The organism is Spirillospora sp. CA-108201 (assembly GCF_050936235.1).
Lineage (GTDB): Bacteria > Actinomycetota > Actinomycetes > Streptosporangiales > Streptosporangiaceae > Spirillospora.
The window spans coordinates 1809709-1828309 of the sequence record NZ_JBNJNE010000001.1 but is presented as its reverse complement, the minus strand read 5'-3'; the positions used below and the strand labels follow the sequence as shown (position 1 = coordinate 1828309).

Genomic DNA, 18601 nt, shown 5'->3' with positions numbered 1-18601 from the left:
GGGTGCGCCCATGATCAGTCCCCTGCACATCCAGACCGTGCGCGAGGTCGTCCGCACCGGCTCGTTCGCGGACGCGGCCCGCAACCTCGGCTACACAGCGTCCGCCGTCTCCCAGCAGATCGCCGCGCTGGAGCGCGCCTGCGGCCTGGTGCTGTTCGAGCGCCGGGCGCGCAGCGTGCGCCCGACGAGCGCCGCGTTCCTGATGGTCAGCAAGGGCAACGACGTGCTGTCGGCCCTCGACACCCTGGAGCGGGAGCTGCGCACGGTCGCCAGCGGCGAGCGCGGCGCCCTGCAGCTCGGCAGCTTCCCGACCGCCAGCGCCCGCATCCTGCCGCGGGTGCTGGCGGAGCTGTCGCGGGTCCGGCCCGGCATCGACATCACGCTCGCGGAGGGCGAACCGGACGAGCTGCTCCCCGAACTGCTCGACGGCGACCTCGACCTCCAGCTCGCCTACCGGTACGACCTGTTCCCGCGCACCTGGCCCGACCAGATCGTGGAGACGCCGGTGATGGACGAGAACCTGGTGCTGTGCGTCCCGCGGGACCACCCGCTCGCCGGCGGGCGCACCGTCCGGCTGCGGGACCTGCGGTCGGAGACGTGGATCGCGAGCCGCCCCGACAGCTCGGGCGCGCAGGCGCTGCTGCGGCTGTGCGGGACCGCCGGGTTCGTCCCCGACATCGCGTTCCGCAGCAACGACTACGCCGTGGTCTGCGGGCTGGTCGGGTGCGGCCTCGGCATCGCGCTCGTCCCCGCGCTCGGCTGCGTCCCGGCGCCGGGACTGAGGACCCTGCGGCTCAGCCGCCGCAGCCCGCGGCGGCACGTGACCGTGCTGCGCCGCGCCACCAACACCAACCCGCTCGTCAAGGACGCCATGCGCGGCCTCATCGAGGTCGCCCGGGGCGTCCAGAGCGAGGTCAGCGGCGCCACCGGCCCTTGAGCTCCATCGCGGCGCGGACGCGCTGCTGCGCCAGCGCGACGGCCGCCTCGTGCGTCGTGGCGCCCCCCGCGCGGGCGGCGTCCAGGACCCGGCCGGTGTTGTCGCGCATCTTCGCCGAGACCGCCGCGAACACCGCGTCCGGGTCGGGGCGGAACGCCGAGTAGCGGGCGTCCATCGCGAACCCCGCCGCGACCACGCCGCCCGCGTTCGCGACGAAGTCCGGAACGACGGTCACGCCGCGTGCGGCGAGGACGCGCTGCGCCGCCGGCCCGGTGGGAAGGTTCGCGCCCTCCACCACGATCGCCGCCCGGACGTTCGCCGCCGCCTCCTCGTCGATGACGTCCTGCGTCGCGGCTGGGACGAGGACGTCGGCCGGGAGCGACAGCTCGGCGCCGGGCGCCAGGAGCCGCCCGCCGTACTCCTCCACCGCCGCGTCGCCCGCCTCCGCGCGCAGGGCGAGGAGCCGCGCGACGTCCAGGCCGTCCGGGTCGTGCAGCGCGCCGCGCACGGTCGAGACCGCCACGACGGCCGCGCCCAGTTCGTGCAGGCGCCGCGCCGCCGCATGGCCGACCGCCCCGAACCCCTGCACCGCGACCCGCGCGCCCCGCAGGGACGTCCCGGCGTGCTGGGCCGCGGCGTCGGCGGCCTCCGCGACGCCGAAGCCGGTCACGCCCAGCTCGTCGTAGGGCATGCCGCCGAGGACGTGCGGGGTGCCGACGGCCGCGCCCCGGTCGTCCAGCTCGTCCTGGACGATCGCCGCGTCCCGCTCCGACAGCCCCATGTCCAGGCCCGCCACGTAGCGGCGGGGGATCTCCTGCGACAGCGCCCGGACGAACGCGCGCAGGACCGCCTCCCGGTCCGGCGCCCCGGGGTCCGCCGCGATCCCGGCCTTGGCGCCGCCGAAGAACAGGTCGACGCCCGCCCACTTGTAGGTCATGACCCGGGCGAGCCGCGCCACCTCCGCGACCGTCACCGACGGGCTCATCCGCATGCCGCCCTTGCCCATGCCGCGGGCGGTGTTGTCGATGACGAGCACGCCCCGCATCCCGGTCCGGGCGTCGGACACGCACACGACCCGCTCGGGGCCCCACTCGTCCATCAGCGCGAGCACGTCAGACACGGTTGGTCTCCGGGCGGAGGGCGTCACCGGCGAACCGGGCGGCGCTGAGGGGGGCGACGTCGGCGAAGGGCGCGCGGCGAAGGTACAGGTCGCGGACGACCTCGCCGACGGCGGGGCCCTGGAGGAAGCCGTGACCGGAGAAGCCGGTCGCGTAGAGGAACCGCGACACCGAGGCGTCCTCCCCGATGAGCGCGTTGTGGTCGGGCGTCACCTCGTAGAGGCCGGCCCAGCCGCCGGCCAGGCCCGCGTCGAGCAGGCCCGGCGCGCGGGCGCCGATCGCCTCGGTGAGCCGGGGGAGCCACGCGTCGGACCGGTCGAGCAGGAAGCCGGGGCGCTCGTCGGGGTCGGACATGCCGAGCATCAGGCCCTCGCCCTCGGCGTGGAAGTAGAAGGACGTCGCGAAGTCGATCGTCATCGGGACGGGGCGCGGCAGGTCCGGAAGCGGCCCGGTGAAGACGATCTGGCGGCGCAGCGGCTCGACCGGGAGGTCGACGCCCGCCATCCGCCCCACCGCCGCCGACCAGGCCCCGGCCGCGCAGACCACGGCGGGCGTGCGGATGCGCCCCCGCGAGGTCAGCACGGCCCTGATCTCGCCGCCTCCGGTCTCCAGGCCGACGACCTCGCAGCCGGTGCGGATCCGCGCGCCGTGCCGCCGCGCGCCCGTCGCGTACCCGAGGACGACCGACTCGGGCGTGCAGTGCCCGTCGTCGGGGGAGAACGCGGCGGCCAGCAGCCCGTCGGCGACGATCAGCGGCGACAGGCGGCGGGCCTCCTCGACCGAGACCATCCGGCTCGGGACGCCCAGCTCGTTCTGCAGGGCGACGCCCGCCTCGAACGCCGCGACGTCCTCGGGCCGCGACAGCAGGAACAGGTACCCCACCCGGTGCAGGTCGATCTCCTGGCCGGGACGGCGGGAGAACCGGGTGAACGCCTTCAGGCTGCGGGCGCCGAGCCGGATGTTGACCTCGTCGGAGAACTGGGCGCGCACGCCGCCCGCAGCCTTGCTCGTCGAGCCCGACCCGAGCGCGTCGCGCTCGGCGAGGACCACGCGCCGCACGCCCGCCTCGGCGAGGTGGAACGCGATGCTCGTCCCCATCACGCCGCCGCCGATGACGACGACGTCGGCCTCGGTGTCCGGCCCGGTCGACGCCCCGGTCCCCACGCCCGCCCCTACAGCCGGAAGCCGAGGTCGGGGGCGATCTCCAGGACGTCCATCTGCGCCTTCTGCAGCCGTCCCGAGGTGTCCCAGTTCAGCGACTGCCAGCGGGTGAACTGGTCCAGCACCCACATGCCCGACTGCCGGCTGCCGTTGCCCGAGCGCCCGTTCCCGCCGAACGGCAGATGCGCCTCCGCCCCGGAGGTGGAGTTGTTGACGCTCACCATCCCGGCGGAGATCCGCCGCCGGAACGCGAAGACCTTCGCCGGGTCGGCGGTGTAGATCGACGCGGACAGGCCGTAGCCGGGGGCGTTGGCGAGGGCGATCGCCTCGTCCGGGGTCCGGTAGGAGGCGACGCCGATGATCGGGCCGAACGCCTCGTTCATGAACAGCTCGTCGCCGGGCCCCACCCCGTCGACGATCACCGGGTGGTAGAACAGCCCCGCCTCGGGGTCCCCGGCGAAGCCCTCCCGCGGCGCGGCCGCCGTGATCCGCCCGGTGGCGGACGACCCGTGCACGGTGTGGCCGGGCCCGATCCAGCCGAGGACCTTCTCGAAGCCGTCCGCGAACCGCTCGCTGATCAGCGGCCCGAACAGCACGTCGCCCGCCGGGTCGCCGACGGGCGCGGCCCGCGTCGCCGCGTCCAGCAGCCGCACGAACTCGCCGTGCACCGACTCGTGGACGATCGCGGTCCCGAGGGAGGTGCAGCGCTGCCCGGCCGTCCCGAACCCCGAGAACAGGGCGCCCTCGACGGCGAGCGGCAGGTCGGCGTCCTCGGCGACGACCATCGGGTTCTTGCCGCCGAGCTCCAGGCACGGCGTCTGGAGGTGGCGGCCGCACAGCTCCCCGATCCGCGACCCGGCCTCCGTGGAGCCGGTGAAGCCGACCTTGTCGACCAGCCCCTCGTCCAGGGCCCGCTCAAGGCCGCGGAACGTCTCGGCGCCGTCGGCGTGGACGACGTTGAGGACGCCGTCCGGCAGCCCCGCGTGCGCGAACAGCTCGTAGAACGCCTCGGCGCAGGCCGCCGCGTACTCGGCGGGCTTCCACACCACCGCGTTCCCGCACAGCAGCGCGGGGACGATGTACCAGGACGGCACCGCGACCGGGAAGTTCCCCGCCGTGATGACCGTGACGACGCCGACCGGGTCCCGGAAGGTGAACAGCTGCTTGTCGGGCATCTCGGACGGGACGGTCTGCCCGTACAGCCGCCGCCCCTCCCCGAGGAAGAACGCGCAGGTGTCGGCGATCTCCTGGACCTCGCCGAGGGCCTCGGCGCGGGGCTTGCCGACCTCCCGGGTGACGACCGCCGCGAGGGCCGCCTTGTTGGCCTCGACGAGCCGGCCGATCGCGGCGACGACCTGCCCGCGGACGGGCGCCGGCACGTCCCGCCACGCGTCCTGCGCCTCGCGGGCGGCCCGGCAGGCGCGCACGAGGTCGCCGGCCTCCGCGAGGGCCACCTCGGCGACCGTCTCGGACGTGCGGGAGGGGTCGGTGGACCGGTACGAGCGGGGCCCCGCCGGGATCCGGGAGCCGCCGATGACGGAGGTGAGCACGATCCCAGCCTGAACGGGCCGCCCGCCCGCGCCAAGGTCGGGCAGAGCGCGGCTTCCTTACCGCGAGGCCAAGCCGGGCTGAGGCTCTTCCCAGGGCGTCGTTAAGCGATCCTTGGCCAACTCCCAACCGGTTCGCGGCCTTGCCCGGCTTGGCCGGGGCCGGGGCGGCGTCCGATGCTCGACACGCGTTCCGATCCGCACGCAGGAGCCCGCATGCCCGAGCCCGTCGACGCCCACTTCCTCGAGACGGCCGCGACGCTGGTGCCGTCCGGCGCGCCCGCCCCGCCGGGCGCGCTCACCGGCGAACGCTGCCTGGAGCTGTTCGACGCGCAGCTCGGCAGCCGGCACCTGGACCTCGCCGCCCGCCGCCTCCAGGCGATGGGCCACGGCTTCTACACCATCGGCTCGTCCGGCCACGAGGGGAACGCGGCCGTCGCCGGCGTCCTGCGCCCGGACGACCCGGCGCTCCCGCACTACCGGTCGGGCGCGTTCTTCCTGGAGCGGGCCCGCCAGGTCCCCGGCCGGAACCCGCTCCGCGACGTCCTCCTCGGGCTGGTCGCCGCAGCCGAGGAGCCGATCGCGGGCGGACGGCACAAGGTGTTCGGCAGCCGGGAGCTCAACGTCATCCCGCAGACCTCCACCATCGCCTCGCACCTGCCGCGCGCGCTTGGCGTGGCCTTCGCGATCGAACGCGCCGCCCGGCTCGGCCTGGACTCGCCGTGGCCGCGCGACGCCGTCACCGTGTGCAGCTTCGGGGACGCCTCCGCCAACCACTCCACCGCCGCGGGCGCCGTCAACGCGGCCGTCAACTGCGGGTACCAGGGCCTGCCCCTGCCGCTCCTGCTCGTCTGCGAGGACAACGGGATCGGCATCAGCGTCCGCACGGCGCCCGGCTGGATCCACGCCGCCTACGGCTCGCGGCCCGGCCTCGCCTACTTCCACGCGGACGGCTGCGATCTCGCCGACGCCTGCGCCGCGGCGGCGCGGGCGGCCGGGTGGGTCCGCGAACGCCGCCGTCCCGCGTTCCTGCACCTGCGGACCGTCCGGCTGATGGGCCACGCCGGCTCCGACGTCGAGTCGGCGTACCGGACCGCCGCCGAGATGGCGTCCGACCTGGAGCGCGATCCGCTCCTGCGGACCGCGCGCCTCCTCGTCGACCTCGGCGCCGCGACCGCCGAGGACGTCGTCGGCCTCTACGAGGCCAAGCGCGCGGAGGTCATGGCGCTGGCCGGGAAGGCCGCGGGGGCCCCGCGCCTGGCGTCTGCCGCGGAGGTCATGGCGCCGCTCCGGTACCCCCGTCCCGACGGGAGGGCGGACCCCGCGGAGGGGGAGCCGGTCACGGTGGCGCAGGCGATCAACCGGACGCTCGGCGACCTGCTGGACGAGCGGCCCGGCATGCTCGTCTTCGGGGAGGACGTGGCGCGCAAGGGCGGCGTCTACGGCGTCACGCGCGGGCTGGTGAGGCGGGCCGGGCCGGCGCGGGTGTTCGACACGATCCTGGACGAGCAGTCGGTCCTCGGCCTCGCGCTCGGCCTCGGGACGGCCGGGATGCTGCCGGTCCCGGAGATCCAGTACCTCGCCTACCTGCACAACGCCGCCGACCAGATCCGGGGGGAGGCGGCGACGCTGCCGTTCTTCTCCTCCGGGCGGTACCGCAACCCGATGGTCGTGCGGATCGCGGGCTACGCCTATCAGAAGGGGTTCGGCGGCCACTTCCACAACGACAACGCCGTCGCCGCCCTCCGCGACGTCCCGGGCCTCGTCATCGCGTCGCCGTCCCGCCCCGACGACGCCGCGGGGATGCTGCGGGCGTGCCTGGACGCCGCCGAGCGCGACGGGCGCGTGTGCGCGATGCTGGAGCCGATCGCGCTCTACCACGCCCGCGACCTGCACGAGGAGGGCGACGGCGGGTGGCTGGCCCCGGCCGGCGGGACGGTCCCGATCGGCCGCGCCCGCACCTACGGGGACGGCGGCGACCTCACGGTCGTCTCCTTCGCCAACGGCCTGCGGATGAGCCTGCGGGCGGCCCGCCGGCTGGAGGCCGCGGGCGTCCGGTGCCGGGTGCTCGACCTGCGATGGCTGGCGCCGCTCCCCGCCGAGGACCTGCTGCGCGAGGCCCGCGCCACCGGCGCCGTCCTGGTCGCGGACGAGACGCGCCGCACCGGGGGAGTCTCCGAGGGCGTCCTGACCGCGCTCGCCGACGCCGGCTTCCGGGGGCGGGCGGCCAGGGTCGCCAGCGAGGACAGCTTCATCCCGCTGGGAGACGCCGCCCACCACGTCCTGCTGTCGGAGGCCGCGATCGAGGAGGCGGCGCTCAGGCTCCTCACCTCCCCTCGATGACCGGGTCGCCGCCCAGGTAGGCGGCCTTCACCCGGACGTCGCGGGCGAGCGCGGACGCCGGGCCGTCCAGCACGATCCGTCCGGTCTCCAGGACGTAGGCGCGGTCGGCGAGGCGGAGCGTCTGGTGGGCGTTCTGCTCGACGATCAGGACGGTGGCGCCCTGGTCGCGGATCTCCCGCACGACCCTCAGCACCTGCTGCGCCGTCCGCGGCGCCAGCCCCATCGTGGGCTCGTCCAGGGCGAGCAGGCGCGGCCGCAGCATCAGCGCCCGGCCGATCGCGAGCATCTGCTGCTCGCCGCCCGACAGCAGCCCCGCGGGCTGCCCGCGCCGCTCGCCGAGGCGCGGGAACATGCCGTAGACCTCGTCCTGGCGGGACGCGACGAGGGCCCGGTCGCGGCGCCGCAGGTACCCGCCGAGCAGCAGGTTCTCGGCGACGGTCAGCGCGGGGAACACGCGCCGCCCCTCCGGGACGTGCCCGAGCCCGGCCGCGACGACCTTGTGCGCGGTGAGCCGGGTGATGTCGCGGCCGTCGAACTCGACCCGCCCGGACCGGGCGCGGTGCAGGCCCGTGACGGTCCGCAGCGCGGTGGTCTTGCCCGCGCCGTTGCTGCCGAGCAGCGCGACGATCTCGCCCTCGCCGACCTCGAAGGAGATCCCGGACAGCGCCTCGACCTGGCCGTACCGGCTGCGCAGGTCGCTCACCCGCAGGAGCGTCACCCCAGCACCTCCGTGACGAGGTCGGTCTCCGGGTCGTCCGGCACGCCGAGGTAGGCGGCGATGACCCGCGGGTCCTGCTGGATCTCGGCCGGCGGCCCCTCGGCGATCGTCCGCCCGTGCTCCAGCACCGTCACCCGGTCGGAGATCGACATGACCAGCGCGACGTCGTGCTCGATCAGCACCACGGCGGCGCCGAGCGCGCCGATGCCGGAGATCAGTTCCATCAGCGCCCGCTTCTCGGTCGGGTTCGCGCCCGCCGCGGGCTCGTCCAGCAGCAGGACGCGCGGGTCGCCCGCGAGCGCCCGCGCGATCTCCAGCCGGCGCCGGTCGCCGTAGGCGAGCCCGCCGGCCGGGCGGTCGGCCGCCTCCAGCAGCCCGACGAAGTCCAGGCAGCGGCGCACCGCGTCGAGGTCGGCGCGCGACGGCGGCCGCAGCAGGGCCCGGTCGCGGGCGAACCGGCCGATCAGCACGTTCTCGGCGACGGTCATCTCCTCGAACAGCCGGATGCTCTGGAACGTGCGGGCGAGCCCGGCGGACGCCACCCGGTGCGGGGCGAGGCCGCGCACGTTCCGCCCGGCGAGCACGACCGTCCCGGCCGACGGGACGATCATGCCGGTGACGCAGTTGAACGCCGTGGTCTTCCCCGCGCCGTTCGGGCCGATCACGCTGACGACCTGGCCCGCGTCCGCGCGCAGGCCGAGCCCCTCCACGGCCGTGACGCCGCCGAAGCGCCGGGTCAGGCCGTCCACCTCCAGGACCGTGCCCCGGGCGGCCGGGGGCTCGGGCGCGGGCCCCGCCCGCACCGGGAGCCGCAGGCGGCGCGGCCGGTGGGGCCACACGCCCTGCGGCCGCAGGAGCACGATCGCGATGAGCAGGAGGGCGAAGAACAGTCCCCGGTACTCCTGGACGGTCCGCAGCACCTCCGGCAGCGCGACGATGACCACGGCGCCGACCATGACGCCGGGCCGGCTGCCCATCCCGCCGATGATCACCACGAGGAGGATCATCAGCGAGGTGAGGAAGGTGAAGCTGGAGGGGTCCACCGTGCCGAGCTGCGCGGCGTTGAGCGGGCCCGCGACGGCCCCGGTCATCGCGCCGAGCACGTACGCCAGCAGCTTCACCCGCCGCGCCGGGACGCCGACCGCCTCGGCGGCGGTGTCGTCGGCCCGGACGGCGCGCCAGGCGTAGGCGAGCCGCGTCCTCGCCAGCAGCGCCGTCGCGGCCAGCGCGACGGCGAAGAACGCGAGCGCGAGGTGGAAGAAGTCCCCCGGCGTGACGATCTCCCGTCCGCCGACCGTCACCGGGGGGATCCCGGTCAGCCCGTTCGGGCCCCCGGTGACCTCCAGGTTGATCACCGTGATGCGGATGATCTCCCCGAAGCCGAGCGTGACGATCGCGAGGTAGTCGCTGCGCAGCCGCAGCGTCGGGTACCCGATGACCACCCCGGCGACCGCGGCGGCGGCGACCGCGACCGGAAGCGTCGCCCAGAAGCCCCAGTGGAGCTTCAGCGTCAGCAGCCCGGAGGTGTAGGCGCCGATCGCGAAGAACGCGGCGAACCCGAGGTCGAGCAGGCCCGCGTACCCGACGACGATGTTGATCCCGAGCCCGAGGATCGCGTAGACCAGGATCGTCCCGGCGACGGTCAGCGCGTAGTCGTCGAGGGTCTGCCCGGCGACCAGCGCCAGCGCGACGAGCAGCGGCCAGCCGCCGTACCGCAGGACCGCCTCCCCGCCCGCGGGCAGCGGCGCCCGCGCCCTCACGCGCGCTCCACGACGCGCTCGCCGAACAGGCCGGTGGGTCTGAGCGCGAGCACCGCGATCAGCAGTCCGAAGATGATGACGTCCGTCCAGCGGGACGAGACGTACCCGGCGGAGAACGACTGGACGAGGCCGATGCACACGCCCGCGACCATCGTCCCCGGCAGGTTGCCGATGCCGCCGAGCACCGCGGCGGTGAACGCGCGCAGGCCGATGAGGAAGCCCATGCCGAAGCTGATCTGCACGTAGTACAGCCCGTACATGACACCGGCCGCGCCCGCGAGCAGCGACCCGATGAAGAACGTCGTCAGGATCAGCCGCTCCACGTTGATCCCCTGGAGCCGGGCCGCGTCGCGGTCCATCGCCAGCGCGCGCATCGCGGTCCCCGCCACGGTGCGGGTGACGAACAGCCACAGCGCCGCCATCAGCGCGACCGACAGCACGACCAGGACGAGCTGCCCCCAGGTGACGTGGACCGCGCCGCTGAGGATCCGGCCGCCGTCCAGCGCGTGCGGGTAGGACTTGAACCGGGCGTCGGTGAGGACCTTGACCCCCTCCTCCAGCGCCAGCGACACCCCGATCGCGGCGATCAGCAGCGCCAGGCGCGGCGACGACAGCAGCGGCACGTAGGCGGCCCTGGCGATGCCGGTGCCGACGACGCCGGTGGTCAGCGCGCCGACCGCGACGGCGGCGAGGATGGCGGGCAGCGCCATCCCGCCGCTGGCGCCGAGCGCGGTCAGCGTCCCGAACCCGGCGAACGCGCCGATCATGAACACGTCCCCGTGCGCGAAGTTGATCAGCCGGACCACCCCGTAGATCATCGAGTAGCCCAGGGCGATCAGCGCGAGGAACGCCCCGATCGTCAGGCCGTTCACGAGGTACTGGACGAATGCGCTCATCGGGCCCCTGATCAGGAGGTCTTGGCGTCCACCCAGGTGGCGCCGCTCTCGTCGAGCTTCTTGTAGGCGGTGAACGCGCCGTTCCGGACCTGGACGGTGATGTAGAGCGGGTCGGTCCGGTCGCCCTTGGCGTCGAAGGTGATGGGCCCGGTGATGCCCGGGAAGTCCTTGATCTTGTGGAGGGCCTCGGTGATCGCGGCGCCCCGGGTGGACCCGGCGTCGTCGACGGCCTTGGCGACGACCTTCACCGCGTCGTACTCGTACACCGAGAACGGCCCCGGGTCGGCGTTGTTCGCGGCCTTGTACGCCGAGACGAACGCCGCGGCGGCGGGCAGGTCCTTGGCCAGCGGCGCGGTCGTGGCGATGTAGCCGCCGGCAGCCGAGCCCGCGGTCCTGAGCACGGTGGAGTCGGTCGTGGCGTCCCCGCCCATCAGCGTGAACTTCAGCCCGAGCCGCTGGCGCTGCTTCATCAGCAGGCCCGCCTCGGCGAAGTAGCCGGTGAAGTACAGCACGTCCGGCCGGGTCGAGGCGATCTTGGTGAGGACGGGGCCGTAGTCGGACTGGCCGGGCTGCAGCGCGTTCTCGTAGACGACCTGGCCGCCCGCCTGCCGCGCCGAGTTCGCCGCCGCGTCCGCGAGCCCCTTGGCGTAGGTGGTGTTGTCGTGCAGCAGCGCGATCCGCCTGGCGCCGAGCGGCCCCGTCATGAACTCGGCCGCGACGAGCCCCTGGTTGTCGTCGCGCCCGCAGGTGCGGAACACCTTGCCCTTGCCGGTGTCGGTGAGCGACGGGTTGGTGGAGGCGTCCATCACGAACGGGACGCCGCGCCTTCCGTAGATCGGGATCGCGGGCACCGCCGCGCCCGAGCAGTATCCGCCGGCGACCGCCACGACCCCGCTGTTGAGCAGCTTCTGCGCGGCCTGCGCGCCCTGCTGGGCGCTGCACTGGTCGTCGGCCTCCACGATCTGGATCTTGCGGCCGTCCACCCCGCCGGCCTTGTTGATCTCGTCGGCGGCGACCTTGGCCGCGGCGAGGATGTCCTGCCCCGCCGAGGCCGAGTCGCCGCTCAGCGGCGCCGGGACGCCGATCTTGATGGCGCCCGAGCCGCCGGAGCCGCCCGACCCGCAGGCCGCGGCGAGCGGGACGAGCAGCAGGCCGGCGCCCGCCGCGGTGAGCGTCCGGAACCGGCGTCCGCGGTCCCGCGGGGTCAGTGGAGTCATCGGGGCTCTCCGTCGCTCGTGGCCGGCAGGTCCTCGTGGGTCCGGGGTGGTCGGGGTGGTCGGGGTGGTCGGGGTGGTCGGGGTGGTCGGGGTGGTCGGGGTGGCGAGGTGGTCGGGGATGGTGAAAGCGTGGAACGTCGGGGCACGGCCGTCGAGACGGGCAAGCATGCGATCTCATGCACTGATCGGTAAGCACCGCTTGCCCTTTCGCCACTCGACAGCGCGGCGGCGGCCTGGAAAGGATCTCCCCATGGCCGGTGTCCTGCTGCTCTCCGCGGCCGACGTGCGCGCGGTGTTCGACCTGCCCGCCGCGATCGCCTCGCAGCGGGAGGCGTTCGCCGCGCTCGGCCGCGGGCGGGCGCGGCTCGCGCCGCGGGTGCTGCTGGACGGGCCGGACGGCGACGTCGCCTTCGGCTACGTGTCCCGCCTGCCCGGCGCCGGCGCCGTCGCCAAGTTCGGGAGCGTCGTCCCGGGCAACGCGGCGCGCGGCCTGCCGACCGTGGCGGCCCTCGTGACCGTCCAGGACCCGGTGGACGGGCGGCCCGTCGCGATCATCGAGGGCGAGGCCGTGACGACGCTGCGGACGTCGGCGGCGAGCGCGGTGGCGGCCGACCATCTCGCGGTGCCGGGGGCCTCCCGCCTCGCGGTCGTCGGCTGCGGCGTCCAGGGCCGCGCGCACGTACGGGCGATGTCCCTGGTGCGGCCCCTCGCCGGGGTGACGATGACCTGCCGCCATCCGGACACCTGCACGGCCGCCTCCGAACTCGCGCGGGACCTGGGGCTGCCGGTCGGGGCGGCGGCGTCCGCCCGCGAGGCGGTCCGGGGCGCGCAGATCGTCGTCACCGCCACCACCAGCGCCGAGCCGGTCGTCCTCGGCGCCTGGCTCGACCCCGGGTGCCTGGTCGTGAGCGTCGGGTCGTTCGCCCCGGACCGGGCGGAGGTCGACGGGGAGGTCCTCGCCCGCGCGGCCTCGGTCGTGGTGGACGACGTGGCGACCGCCCTCGCGCACGCCGGCCCCGTCGTGGCCGCCGTGCGCGCGGGGGAGCTGGACCCCGGCCGGGTGCGCCCGCTGGGCCCGGTCGTCGCCGGCCTCGCCGCCGGGCGCCGCTCCGGCGCCGAGATCGTCTTCTACAACAGCGTCGGCCTCGGCGCGCAGGACGCGGCGGCGGCGTCCGTCATCGTCGACCGCGCCCGCGAGGCCGGCGCCGGGACGCTGGTCGAGCTCTGACCCTCCGGCCCGCCGAGTACACTGGCCGTTCGATAGAGCGAACGTGGGCGTAGTGAGCGGACGAGGGGCGGGAGCGTGGGCGCGTCAGGGGAATCGGTGCGGGACGTGCTGGCCGGCAACCTGCGCCGCGCGCGGCTGGAGCTCGGCCTGTCGCTGTCGGAGCTGTCCCGCCGATCCAAGATCGGCAAGGCGACGCTGTCCCAGCTGGAGGCGGGCGCCGGGAACCCCACGATCGAGACCGTGTTCAGCCTGTCGCGCGCGCTGGAGGTCCCCATCTCCGACCTGCTCGACCACCAGGAGCCCTCCGGGCTCACGGTGGTGCGGGCGGCGGAGGTGGAGGTGCTGAGCGGGGAGGGCGTGGACCTGCGGCCGCTGCGCGGCATCGAGTCCGGCGGCGCCATGTTCGAGGTGTACGACCAGCAGGTCAGGGCCGGGCGCAGGCAGGACTCGCTCGGCCACGTGGGGATGGAGCACACGATCGTCCAGTCCGGGCGGCTCGCCGTTCGGGTGGACGACCGGGACGTCGAGCTCGGGCCGGGCGACTACGTCGGCTTCGACGCGCGCCTGCCGCACAGCTACGCCGCCGTCGAGGGGCCCGTCCGGTCCGTCCTGCTGCTGCAGTACAGCGCTGACCAGCGGCTTCACGCATCGCCCGGGACCCCGGCCCATCTGGTCGAAACCCCCTGAATCCGGTTCCGTCCGCGCGTTGACATCGCGCGCGGGACGCGCCTACTCTCGGAATCGTTCGGTTTAACGAACGGCAAACGGGAGGGTCGATGACGCGGGTCGTGGTGCTGGGCGCCGGGATCATCGGCGCGGCCTGCGCCCGCGAGCTGGCCCTGGCGGGCTGCGCGGTCACCGTCGCCGACCGGGGCGGCCCCGCCGCCGGCACCACCTCCCACGGCGAGGGCAACGTCCTGGTCTCCGACAAGGGGCCGGGCCCGGAGCTCGAACTGGCGCGGCTGTCGCGCGAGCTGTGGCCCTCGATCCTGGACGGCGACCCGAACGCCGGCGGCGTCGAATGGGACGCCAAGGGCGGCATCGTCGTCGCCACCACTCCGGCGGGCGCCGAGGCGCTGGCGGAGTTCGCCGGCGCCCAGCGCGGGGCCGGGGTCGCCGTCGAGGACCTGGACGCCGCCGCCCTCGCCGCCGCGGAACCCCACCTGACGCGCGACTTCGCCAAGGCCGTCCACTACCCCGAGGACGCGCAGGTCCAGCCCGCCGGGGCCGCCGTCGCCCTGCTGGCCGCCGCCGTGCGCGCCGGCGCCGTCCTGCGCACCGGGTGCGAGGTCCTCGGCGCGGTCCGCAGCGGCGGCCGCATCACCGGCGTCCGCACCTCCGGCGGGACGATCGGGGCCGACGCGGTCGTGAACGCGGCCGGGCCCTGGTCGGGGGAGGTCGCCGCGCGGCTCGGCGTCCGGCTCGGCGTCCGGCCCCGCCGCGGAGAGGTCCTGGTGACCGCGCCGATGCCGCCGACCGTCTTCCACAAGGTCTACGACGCCGACTACGTGGGCGCGGTCGGCAGCGGCGCCGGGGATCTGCAGGCGTCCGCCGTCGTCGAGTCCACCCGGGCCGGGACGATCCTGGTCGGTTCCTCGCGGCGCCGGGTCGGGTTCGACGACCGCGTCCGCCCCGAGGTGCTGTCGGTCATCGCGGCCAAGGCGCTGCGGCTTTTCCCGTCCCTGGCCGGAGTGCCGGTGATGCGCGCCTACGGCGGGTTCCGCCCGTACGTCGACGACCACCTGCCCGTCATCGGCGCCGACCCGCGCCTGGAGGGCCTCTGGCACGCCACCGGTCACGAGGGCGCCGGGATCGGCCTGTCCACCGGGACCGCCGCGCTCCTGCGCGACCTCATGCTCGGCCGCGCCCCCGCGATCGACGCGGCGCCGTTCCGCGCGGACCGTCCCGCCGCCCAGTGCGAAGGAGAGACCCGATGAGCGCGCGACTCGTCCCCGCCGCCGGCGACCGCACCGGGCGCCGCCCCGACGTCCCCCTGCGGATCACCGTGGACGGCGAACCCGTGGACGGCGTCGCCGGCCAGACCCTCGCCGGAGTGCTGCTGGCGGCGGGCCGCCGCACCTGGCGGCGGGGCCCCTCCGGCGCCCCGCGCGGCGTGTTCTGCGGGATCGGCGCCTGCTTCGACTGCCTCGTCACCGTCAACGGCGTCCGCGACGTGCGGGCCTGCCGCCGCCGCGCCCGCGACGGCGACGCCGTCGCGACCCAGTCCCGGGACGACCGGTGAGCCGGCACGTCGTGGTCGTCGGCGCCGGGCCCGCGGGGCTCGGCGCGGCGGCGGGCGCGCTGCGCGCCGGGGCGCGGGTCACGCTGCTCGACGCGGCCGAGGACCCCGGCGGCCAGTACCACCGGATGCCCCCCGCCGCGTTCGGCGCCGCCCGCCCCGGCCGCCTGCACCACGGGTGGCGCGGCTTCGAGCGGCTGCGCGACCGCGTGCTCGGGCATCCGCGCTGCGACTGGTGGCCCGAGAGCGCCGTCTGGTCCGTCGAGCGCACCGGGCAGGGGCCGCCGCACGTCCACGTGCTGCGAGGTGAGGCCGACGGCGCCGGGCGGGAGCGGCGCGTGCTGCGCCCGGACGCGCTGGTGCTCGCGCCGGGCGCCCTCGACCGCGTCCTGCCGTTCCCGGGCTGGGAGCTGCCCGGCGTCTACACCGCCGGGGCGGCGCAGGCGCTGGCGAAGGGGGAGCGCCTGGTCATCGGCGACCCCGTGCTGATCGCCGGCTCTGGACCGTTCCTGCTCCCGGTCGCCGCGTCGCTGATCGAGGCCGGCGCCACCGTCCTGGAGGTGCTGGAGGCCAACGCCGCCGCCACCGTGGCGCGCGGCTGGGCCGCCCGCCCGTGGGAGCTGGCGCCGCAGGCGGGCAAGGCGGGGGAGCTGGCCGGGTACGCGGGGCTGCTGGCCCGGCGCCGCGTCCCGTACCGGACGGGCCGCGCCGTGATCGAGGCCCGGGGCGACGGGCGCGTCGAAGAGGCGGTCACGGCGCGGCTCCACCGCGACTGGTCGGTCGTGCCCGGCACCGAGCGCACCGTCGCGGTCGACGCGCTGTGCGTCGCCCACGGGTTCGTCCCGCAGCTCGAACTCCCCGTCGCGGCGGGCTGCCGGCTGCGCGGCGGCGCCTTCACCGAGGTCGGCGACGACCAGGGCACCAGCGTCCCCGGCGTCTACGCGGCCGGGGAGATCACCGGCATCGCCGGGGCGCCCGCCGCCCGCACCGAGGGGCTGCTCGCCGGCTGGGCCGCCGGGGAGGGGATCCCGGCGACCGCGCGGCCGCCGCCCTGCGCCGGCGCCGCGACCGGGGCGCGCGTTCGCCGGCCGCCTCGCCGCCGCGCACCCCGTCGGCGCGGCGTGGCCCGGCTGGCTGCGCCCCGACACGATCGTCTGCCGCTGCGAGGAGACCGACTACGGGACCCTCCTGCGCGCCGCGGAAGGCGCGGCCGCCGGCTCCGCCCCCGCGGTCAGGCTCGGCACCCGCGCGGGCCTCGGCCCCTGCCAGGCCCGCGTCTGCGGCCCCACGGTCGCCGAACTGCTCGGCGACCGGGCGGGCGGGGGCGATCCCCACCGCAGGCCCGTCGCCCAGCCCATCCGGCTCGGCGAGCTCGCGAACCCTCCGGTTGACACACCCGACAAGAAAGAGAGCGCCCGATGAGCGACAGCAAGCCCCTGAGCCTCGGCGGCGTCATCGTGGCGACGGCCCTGCCCTACCGCGAGGACGCCGCCGCCCCCGCCGGGCTCGCCGTCGACCACGACCGGTACGCCGAGCACTGCCGCTGGCTCGTCGACAACGGCTGCCGCGGCGTCGGCCCGAACGGGTCCCTCGGCGAGTACTCCTCGCTGACCGACGACGAGCGCCGCCGCGTCGCCCGCACCGCCGTCGAGGCGGTCGGCCGGGACGGCGTCGTCGTGGTCGGCGTGCACGGCCCCGGCTCCCACCAGGCCCGGCACTGGGCGCAGATCGCGGCCGAGGACGGCGCCGACGGCGTGCTGTGCTTGCCGCCGACCATGTACCGGGCCAACCGCGGCGAGATCATCTCCCACTTCGAGGCCGTCGCGTCCGCCGGCCTGCCGGTCATGGTCTACAACAACCCGATCGACACCAAGGTCGACCTCACCCCGGACCTGCTCGCCGAGATCGCCCAGATCGACGGCGTCGTCGCCGTCAAGGAGTTCTCCGGCGACGTCCGCCGCGTCCTGGAGATCCGGGAGAGGGCCCCGGGCCTGGAGGTCGTCGCCGGCGCCGACGACGTCACCCTCGAAGCGCTGCTGATGGGCGCGACCGGCTGGTTCGCCGGCTTCCCCAACGTCTTCCCCGCCGAGTCGGCGCTGCTGTACGAGCTGGCCACCGCCGGGAAGCTGGAGGAGGCCCGCGCCCTGTACGAGCCGCTCGTCGCCGCCTTCCGCTGGGACTCGCGCACCGAGTTCGTCCAGGCGATCAAGCTCGGCATGGAGCAGGTCGGCCGGTACGGCGGCCCCTGCCGTCCGCCGCGCGGCCCGCTCGTGCCCGAGCACCGCGCCGCCGTCACCGCCGACATGGACCGCGCGATCGCGGCGCTCGCGCGGCGGCGGGCCGCCTGATGCGCTCGGCCCGGTCGATCACCGCGGTCGACTCCCACACCGAGGGGATGCCGACCCGCGTCGTCACCGGCGGCCTCGCGCCCATCCCGGGCGCCACGATGGCCGAGCGGCGCCGCCACGCCGTGCGGCACCTGGACGGGCTGCGCCGCTTCCTGGTGGACGAGCCGCGCGGCCACCCCGCGATGAGCGGCGCCCTGCTCCAGCCGCCCACCCGGCCGGACGCCGACTGGGGCGTCGTCTACGTCGAGGTCAGCGGGTTCCTGCCGATGTGCGGGCACGGCACGATCGGCGTCGCGACCGTCCTGGTCGAGACCGGGATGGTGGAGGTGACCGAGCCGGAGACGATCGTGCGGCTGGACACCCCGGCCGGCCTCGTCGAGGCCCGCGTCGCGGTCCGCGACGGCGCCGCCGAGCACGTCACGCTCCGCAACGTCGCCTCGTTCGCGCTCCGGCGGGACGCGGTGGTGACGGTGCCCGGGCTCGGGGACGTCCGCTACGACATGGCCTACGGCGGCAACTTCTACGCCATCACCGACCTCGAACCGCTCGGGCTGCCGTTCGACCGGGCCCGCAAGGAGGACATCCTCCGGGCCGGGCTGGCGATCATGGAGGCGATCGACGCGACCGACCGCCCCGTCCACCCGGCCGACCCGCTGATCGGAGGCTGCAAGCACGTCCAGTTCCTCGCGCCCGGGTCGGACGCCAAGCGCTCCCGGAACGCCATGGCCATCCATCCGGGCTGGTTCGACCGGTCGCCGTGCGGCACCGGAACGTCGGCCCGGATGGCGCAGCTGCACGCCCGGGGCGAGCTGCCGCTGGACACCGAGTTCGTCAACGAGTCGTTCATCGGCACCCGCTTCACCGGGCGCCTGGTCGGCACCGCCGAGGCCGGCGGCCTGCCCGCGGTGATCCCCGAGTTCACCGGGCGGGCCTGGATCACCGGGACCGCCACCTACCTGCTCGACCCCGCCGACCCCTTCCCCGAGGGCTTCGTCCTCTAGGAGGGCCGGCCGGCTCTTCCCGAGCCCTTCACAGCGGCCCTGACCGCCGCACCACGCCCACATTGGTATTCCCCTGCACCAGTCGGGA

General features: G+C 75.7%; 16 protein-coding genes and 1 pseudogene. 10 read left to right on the top strand and 7 right to left on the bottom strand.

What is annotated here, in order from left to right; translation table 11 throughout:
- Positions 1 to 10 precede the first annotated feature (10 nt).
- Positions 11 to 937, top strand: a complete 927-nt coding sequence (locus ACQEU6_RS09135; protein ID WP_499330583.1) for a LysR family transcriptional regulator — start codon at positions 11 to 13, stop codon at positions 935 to 937.
- Here the strand turns inward: ACQEU6_RS09135 and ACQEU6_RS09130 are convergent.
- From ACQEU6_RS09130 to ACQEU6_RS09120, 3 genes are read right to left on the bottom strand one after another with little or no spacing between them, the layout of a single operon-like run.
- Positions 915 to 2057 (bottom strand): Glu/Leu/Phe/Val family dehydrogenase, encoded by a 1143-nt coding sequence (locus tag ACQEU6_RS09130; RefSeq protein WP_499330581.1) that lies wholly within the window; start codon positions 2055 to 2057, stop codon positions 915 to 917. The genes ACQEU6_RS09135 and ACQEU6_RS09130 overlap by 23 nt on opposite strands.
- Positions 2050 to 3219, bottom strand: a complete 1170-nt coding sequence (locus tag ACQEU6_RS09125) for an NAD(P)/FAD-dependent oxidoreductase (RefSeq protein ID WP_499330580.1) — start codon at positions 3217 to 3219, stop codon at positions 2050 to 2052. The genes ACQEU6_RS09130 and ACQEU6_RS09125 overlap by 8 nt, the downstream gene beginning before the upstream one ends.
- 8 nt (positions 3220 to 3227) lie before the next feature.
- Complete coding sequence (locus ACQEU6_RS09120; protein ID WP_499330578.1) at positions 3228 to 4766, bottom strand: aldehyde dehydrogenase family protein; 1539 nt, start codon at positions 4764 to 4766, stop codon at positions 3228 to 3230.
- Between the two features lie 213 nt (positions 4767 to 4979).
- On the opposite strand from ACQEU6_RS09120, the gene ACQEU6_RS09115 reads away from it, so the two are divergent.
- The gene (locus ACQEU6_RS09115; RefSeq protein WP_499330576.1) at positions 4980 to 7106 is read left to right on the top strand and encodes a thiamine pyrophosphate-dependent enzyme; all 2127 of its coding nucleotides are present in this window, start codon (positions 4980 to 4982) and stop codon (positions 7104 to 7106) included.
- On the opposite strand, the gene ACQEU6_RS09110 is transcribed toward ACQEU6_RS09115, so the two are convergent.
- From ACQEU6_RS09110 to ACQEU6_RS09095, 4 genes are read right to left on the bottom strand one after another with little or no spacing between them, the layout of a single operon-like run.
- Positions 7090 to 7824: an ABC transporter ATP-binding protein gene (locus tag ACQEU6_RS09110; RefSeq protein ID WP_499330574.1), complete on the bottom strand. Its 735-nt coding sequence runs from the start codon at positions 7822 to 7824 to the stop codon at positions 7090 to 7092. The two genes, ACQEU6_RS09115 and ACQEU6_RS09110, sit on opposite strands and share 17 nt — an antisense overlap.
- Positions 7821 to 9584, bottom strand: a complete 1764-nt coding sequence (locus ACQEU6_RS09105) for a branched-chain amino acid ABC transporter ATP-binding protein/permease (RefSeq protein WP_499330572.1) — start codon at positions 9582 to 9584, stop codon at positions 7821 to 7823. Before ACQEU6_RS09105 ends, ACQEU6_RS09110 begins: the two co-directional genes overlap by 4 nt.
- A complete protein-coding gene (locus ACQEU6_RS09100) occupies positions 9581 to 10480 on the bottom strand; it encodes a branched-chain amino acid ABC transporter permease (protein ID WP_499330570.1) in 900 nt (299 codons plus the stop codon). The genes ACQEU6_RS09105 and ACQEU6_RS09100 overlap by 4 nt, the downstream gene beginning before the upstream one ends.
- Positions 10481 to 10491: 11 nt before the next feature.
- A complete protein-coding gene (locus ACQEU6_RS09095; protein ID WP_499330569.1) occupies positions 10492 to 11697 on the bottom strand; it encodes a branched-chain amino acid ABC transporter substrate-binding protein in 1206 nt (401 codons plus the stop codon).
- A gap of 250 nt (positions 11698 to 11947) precedes the next feature.
- Here ACQEU6_RS09095 and ACQEU6_RS09090 point away from each other — a divergent pair, with 250 nt between their 5' ends.
- The 8 genes and pseudogenes from ACQEU6_RS09090 to ACQEU6_RS09055 all read left to right on the top strand — a co-directional run bounded on the left by ACQEU6_RS09090 (position 11948) and on the right by ACQEU6_RS09055 (position 18513).
- Positions 11948 to 12925 (top strand): ornithine cyclodeaminase family protein, encoded by a 978-nt coding sequence (locus ACQEU6_RS09090; RefSeq protein ID WP_499330568.1) that lies wholly within the window; start codon positions 11948 to 11950, stop codon positions 12923 to 12925.
- Between the two features lie 75 nt (positions 12926 to 13000).
- Complete coding sequence (locus ACQEU6_RS09085) at positions 13001 to 13612, top strand: helix-turn-helix domain-containing protein (RefSeq protein WP_499330566.1); 612 nt, start codon at positions 13001 to 13003, stop codon at positions 13610 to 13612.
- 89 nt (positions 13613 to 13701) lie between these two features.
- A complete protein-coding gene (locus tag ACQEU6_RS09080; protein WP_499330565.1) occupies positions 13702 to 14862 on the top strand; it encodes an NAD(P)/FAD-dependent oxidoreductase in 1161 nt (386 codons plus the stop codon).
- The gene (locus ACQEU6_RS09075) at positions 14859 to 15167 is read left to right on the top strand and encodes a (2Fe-2S)-binding protein (RefSeq protein ID WP_499330564.1); all 309 of its coding nucleotides are present in this window, start codon (positions 14859 to 14861) and stop codon (positions 15165 to 15167) included. The genes ACQEU6_RS09080 and ACQEU6_RS09075 overlap by 4 nt, the downstream gene beginning before the upstream one ends.
- Positions 15164 to 16099 (top strand): annotated as a pseudogene (locus ACQEU6_RS09070) (NAD(P)/FAD-dependent oxidoreductase); the annotation flags it as partial. The gene ACQEU6_RS09075 and the pseudogene ACQEU6_RS09070, both read left to right, overlap by 4 nt.
- 199 nt (positions 16100 to 16298) lie before the next feature.
- Positions 16299 to 16586: a (2Fe-2S)-binding protein gene (locus ACQEU6_RS09065; RefSeq protein ID WP_499340117.1), complete on the top strand. Its 288-nt coding sequence runs from the start codon at positions 16299 to 16301 to the stop codon at positions 16584 to 16586.
- Positions 16583 to 17512, top strand: coding sequence for a dihydrodipicolinate synthase family protein (locus tag ACQEU6_RS09060; RefSeq protein WP_499330562.1), 930 nt, complete (start codon positions 16583 to 16585; stop codon positions 17510 to 17512). The genes ACQEU6_RS09065 and ACQEU6_RS09060 overlap by 4 nt, the downstream gene beginning before the upstream one ends.
- Complete coding sequence (locus ACQEU6_RS09055) at positions 17512 to 18513, top strand: proline racemase family protein (protein WP_499330560.1); 1002 nt, start codon at positions 17512 to 17514, stop codon at positions 18511 to 18513. Before ACQEU6_RS09060 ends, ACQEU6_RS09055 begins: the two co-directional genes overlap by 1 nt.
- The last annotated feature ends 88 nt before the right edge of the window (positions 18514 to 18601 follow it).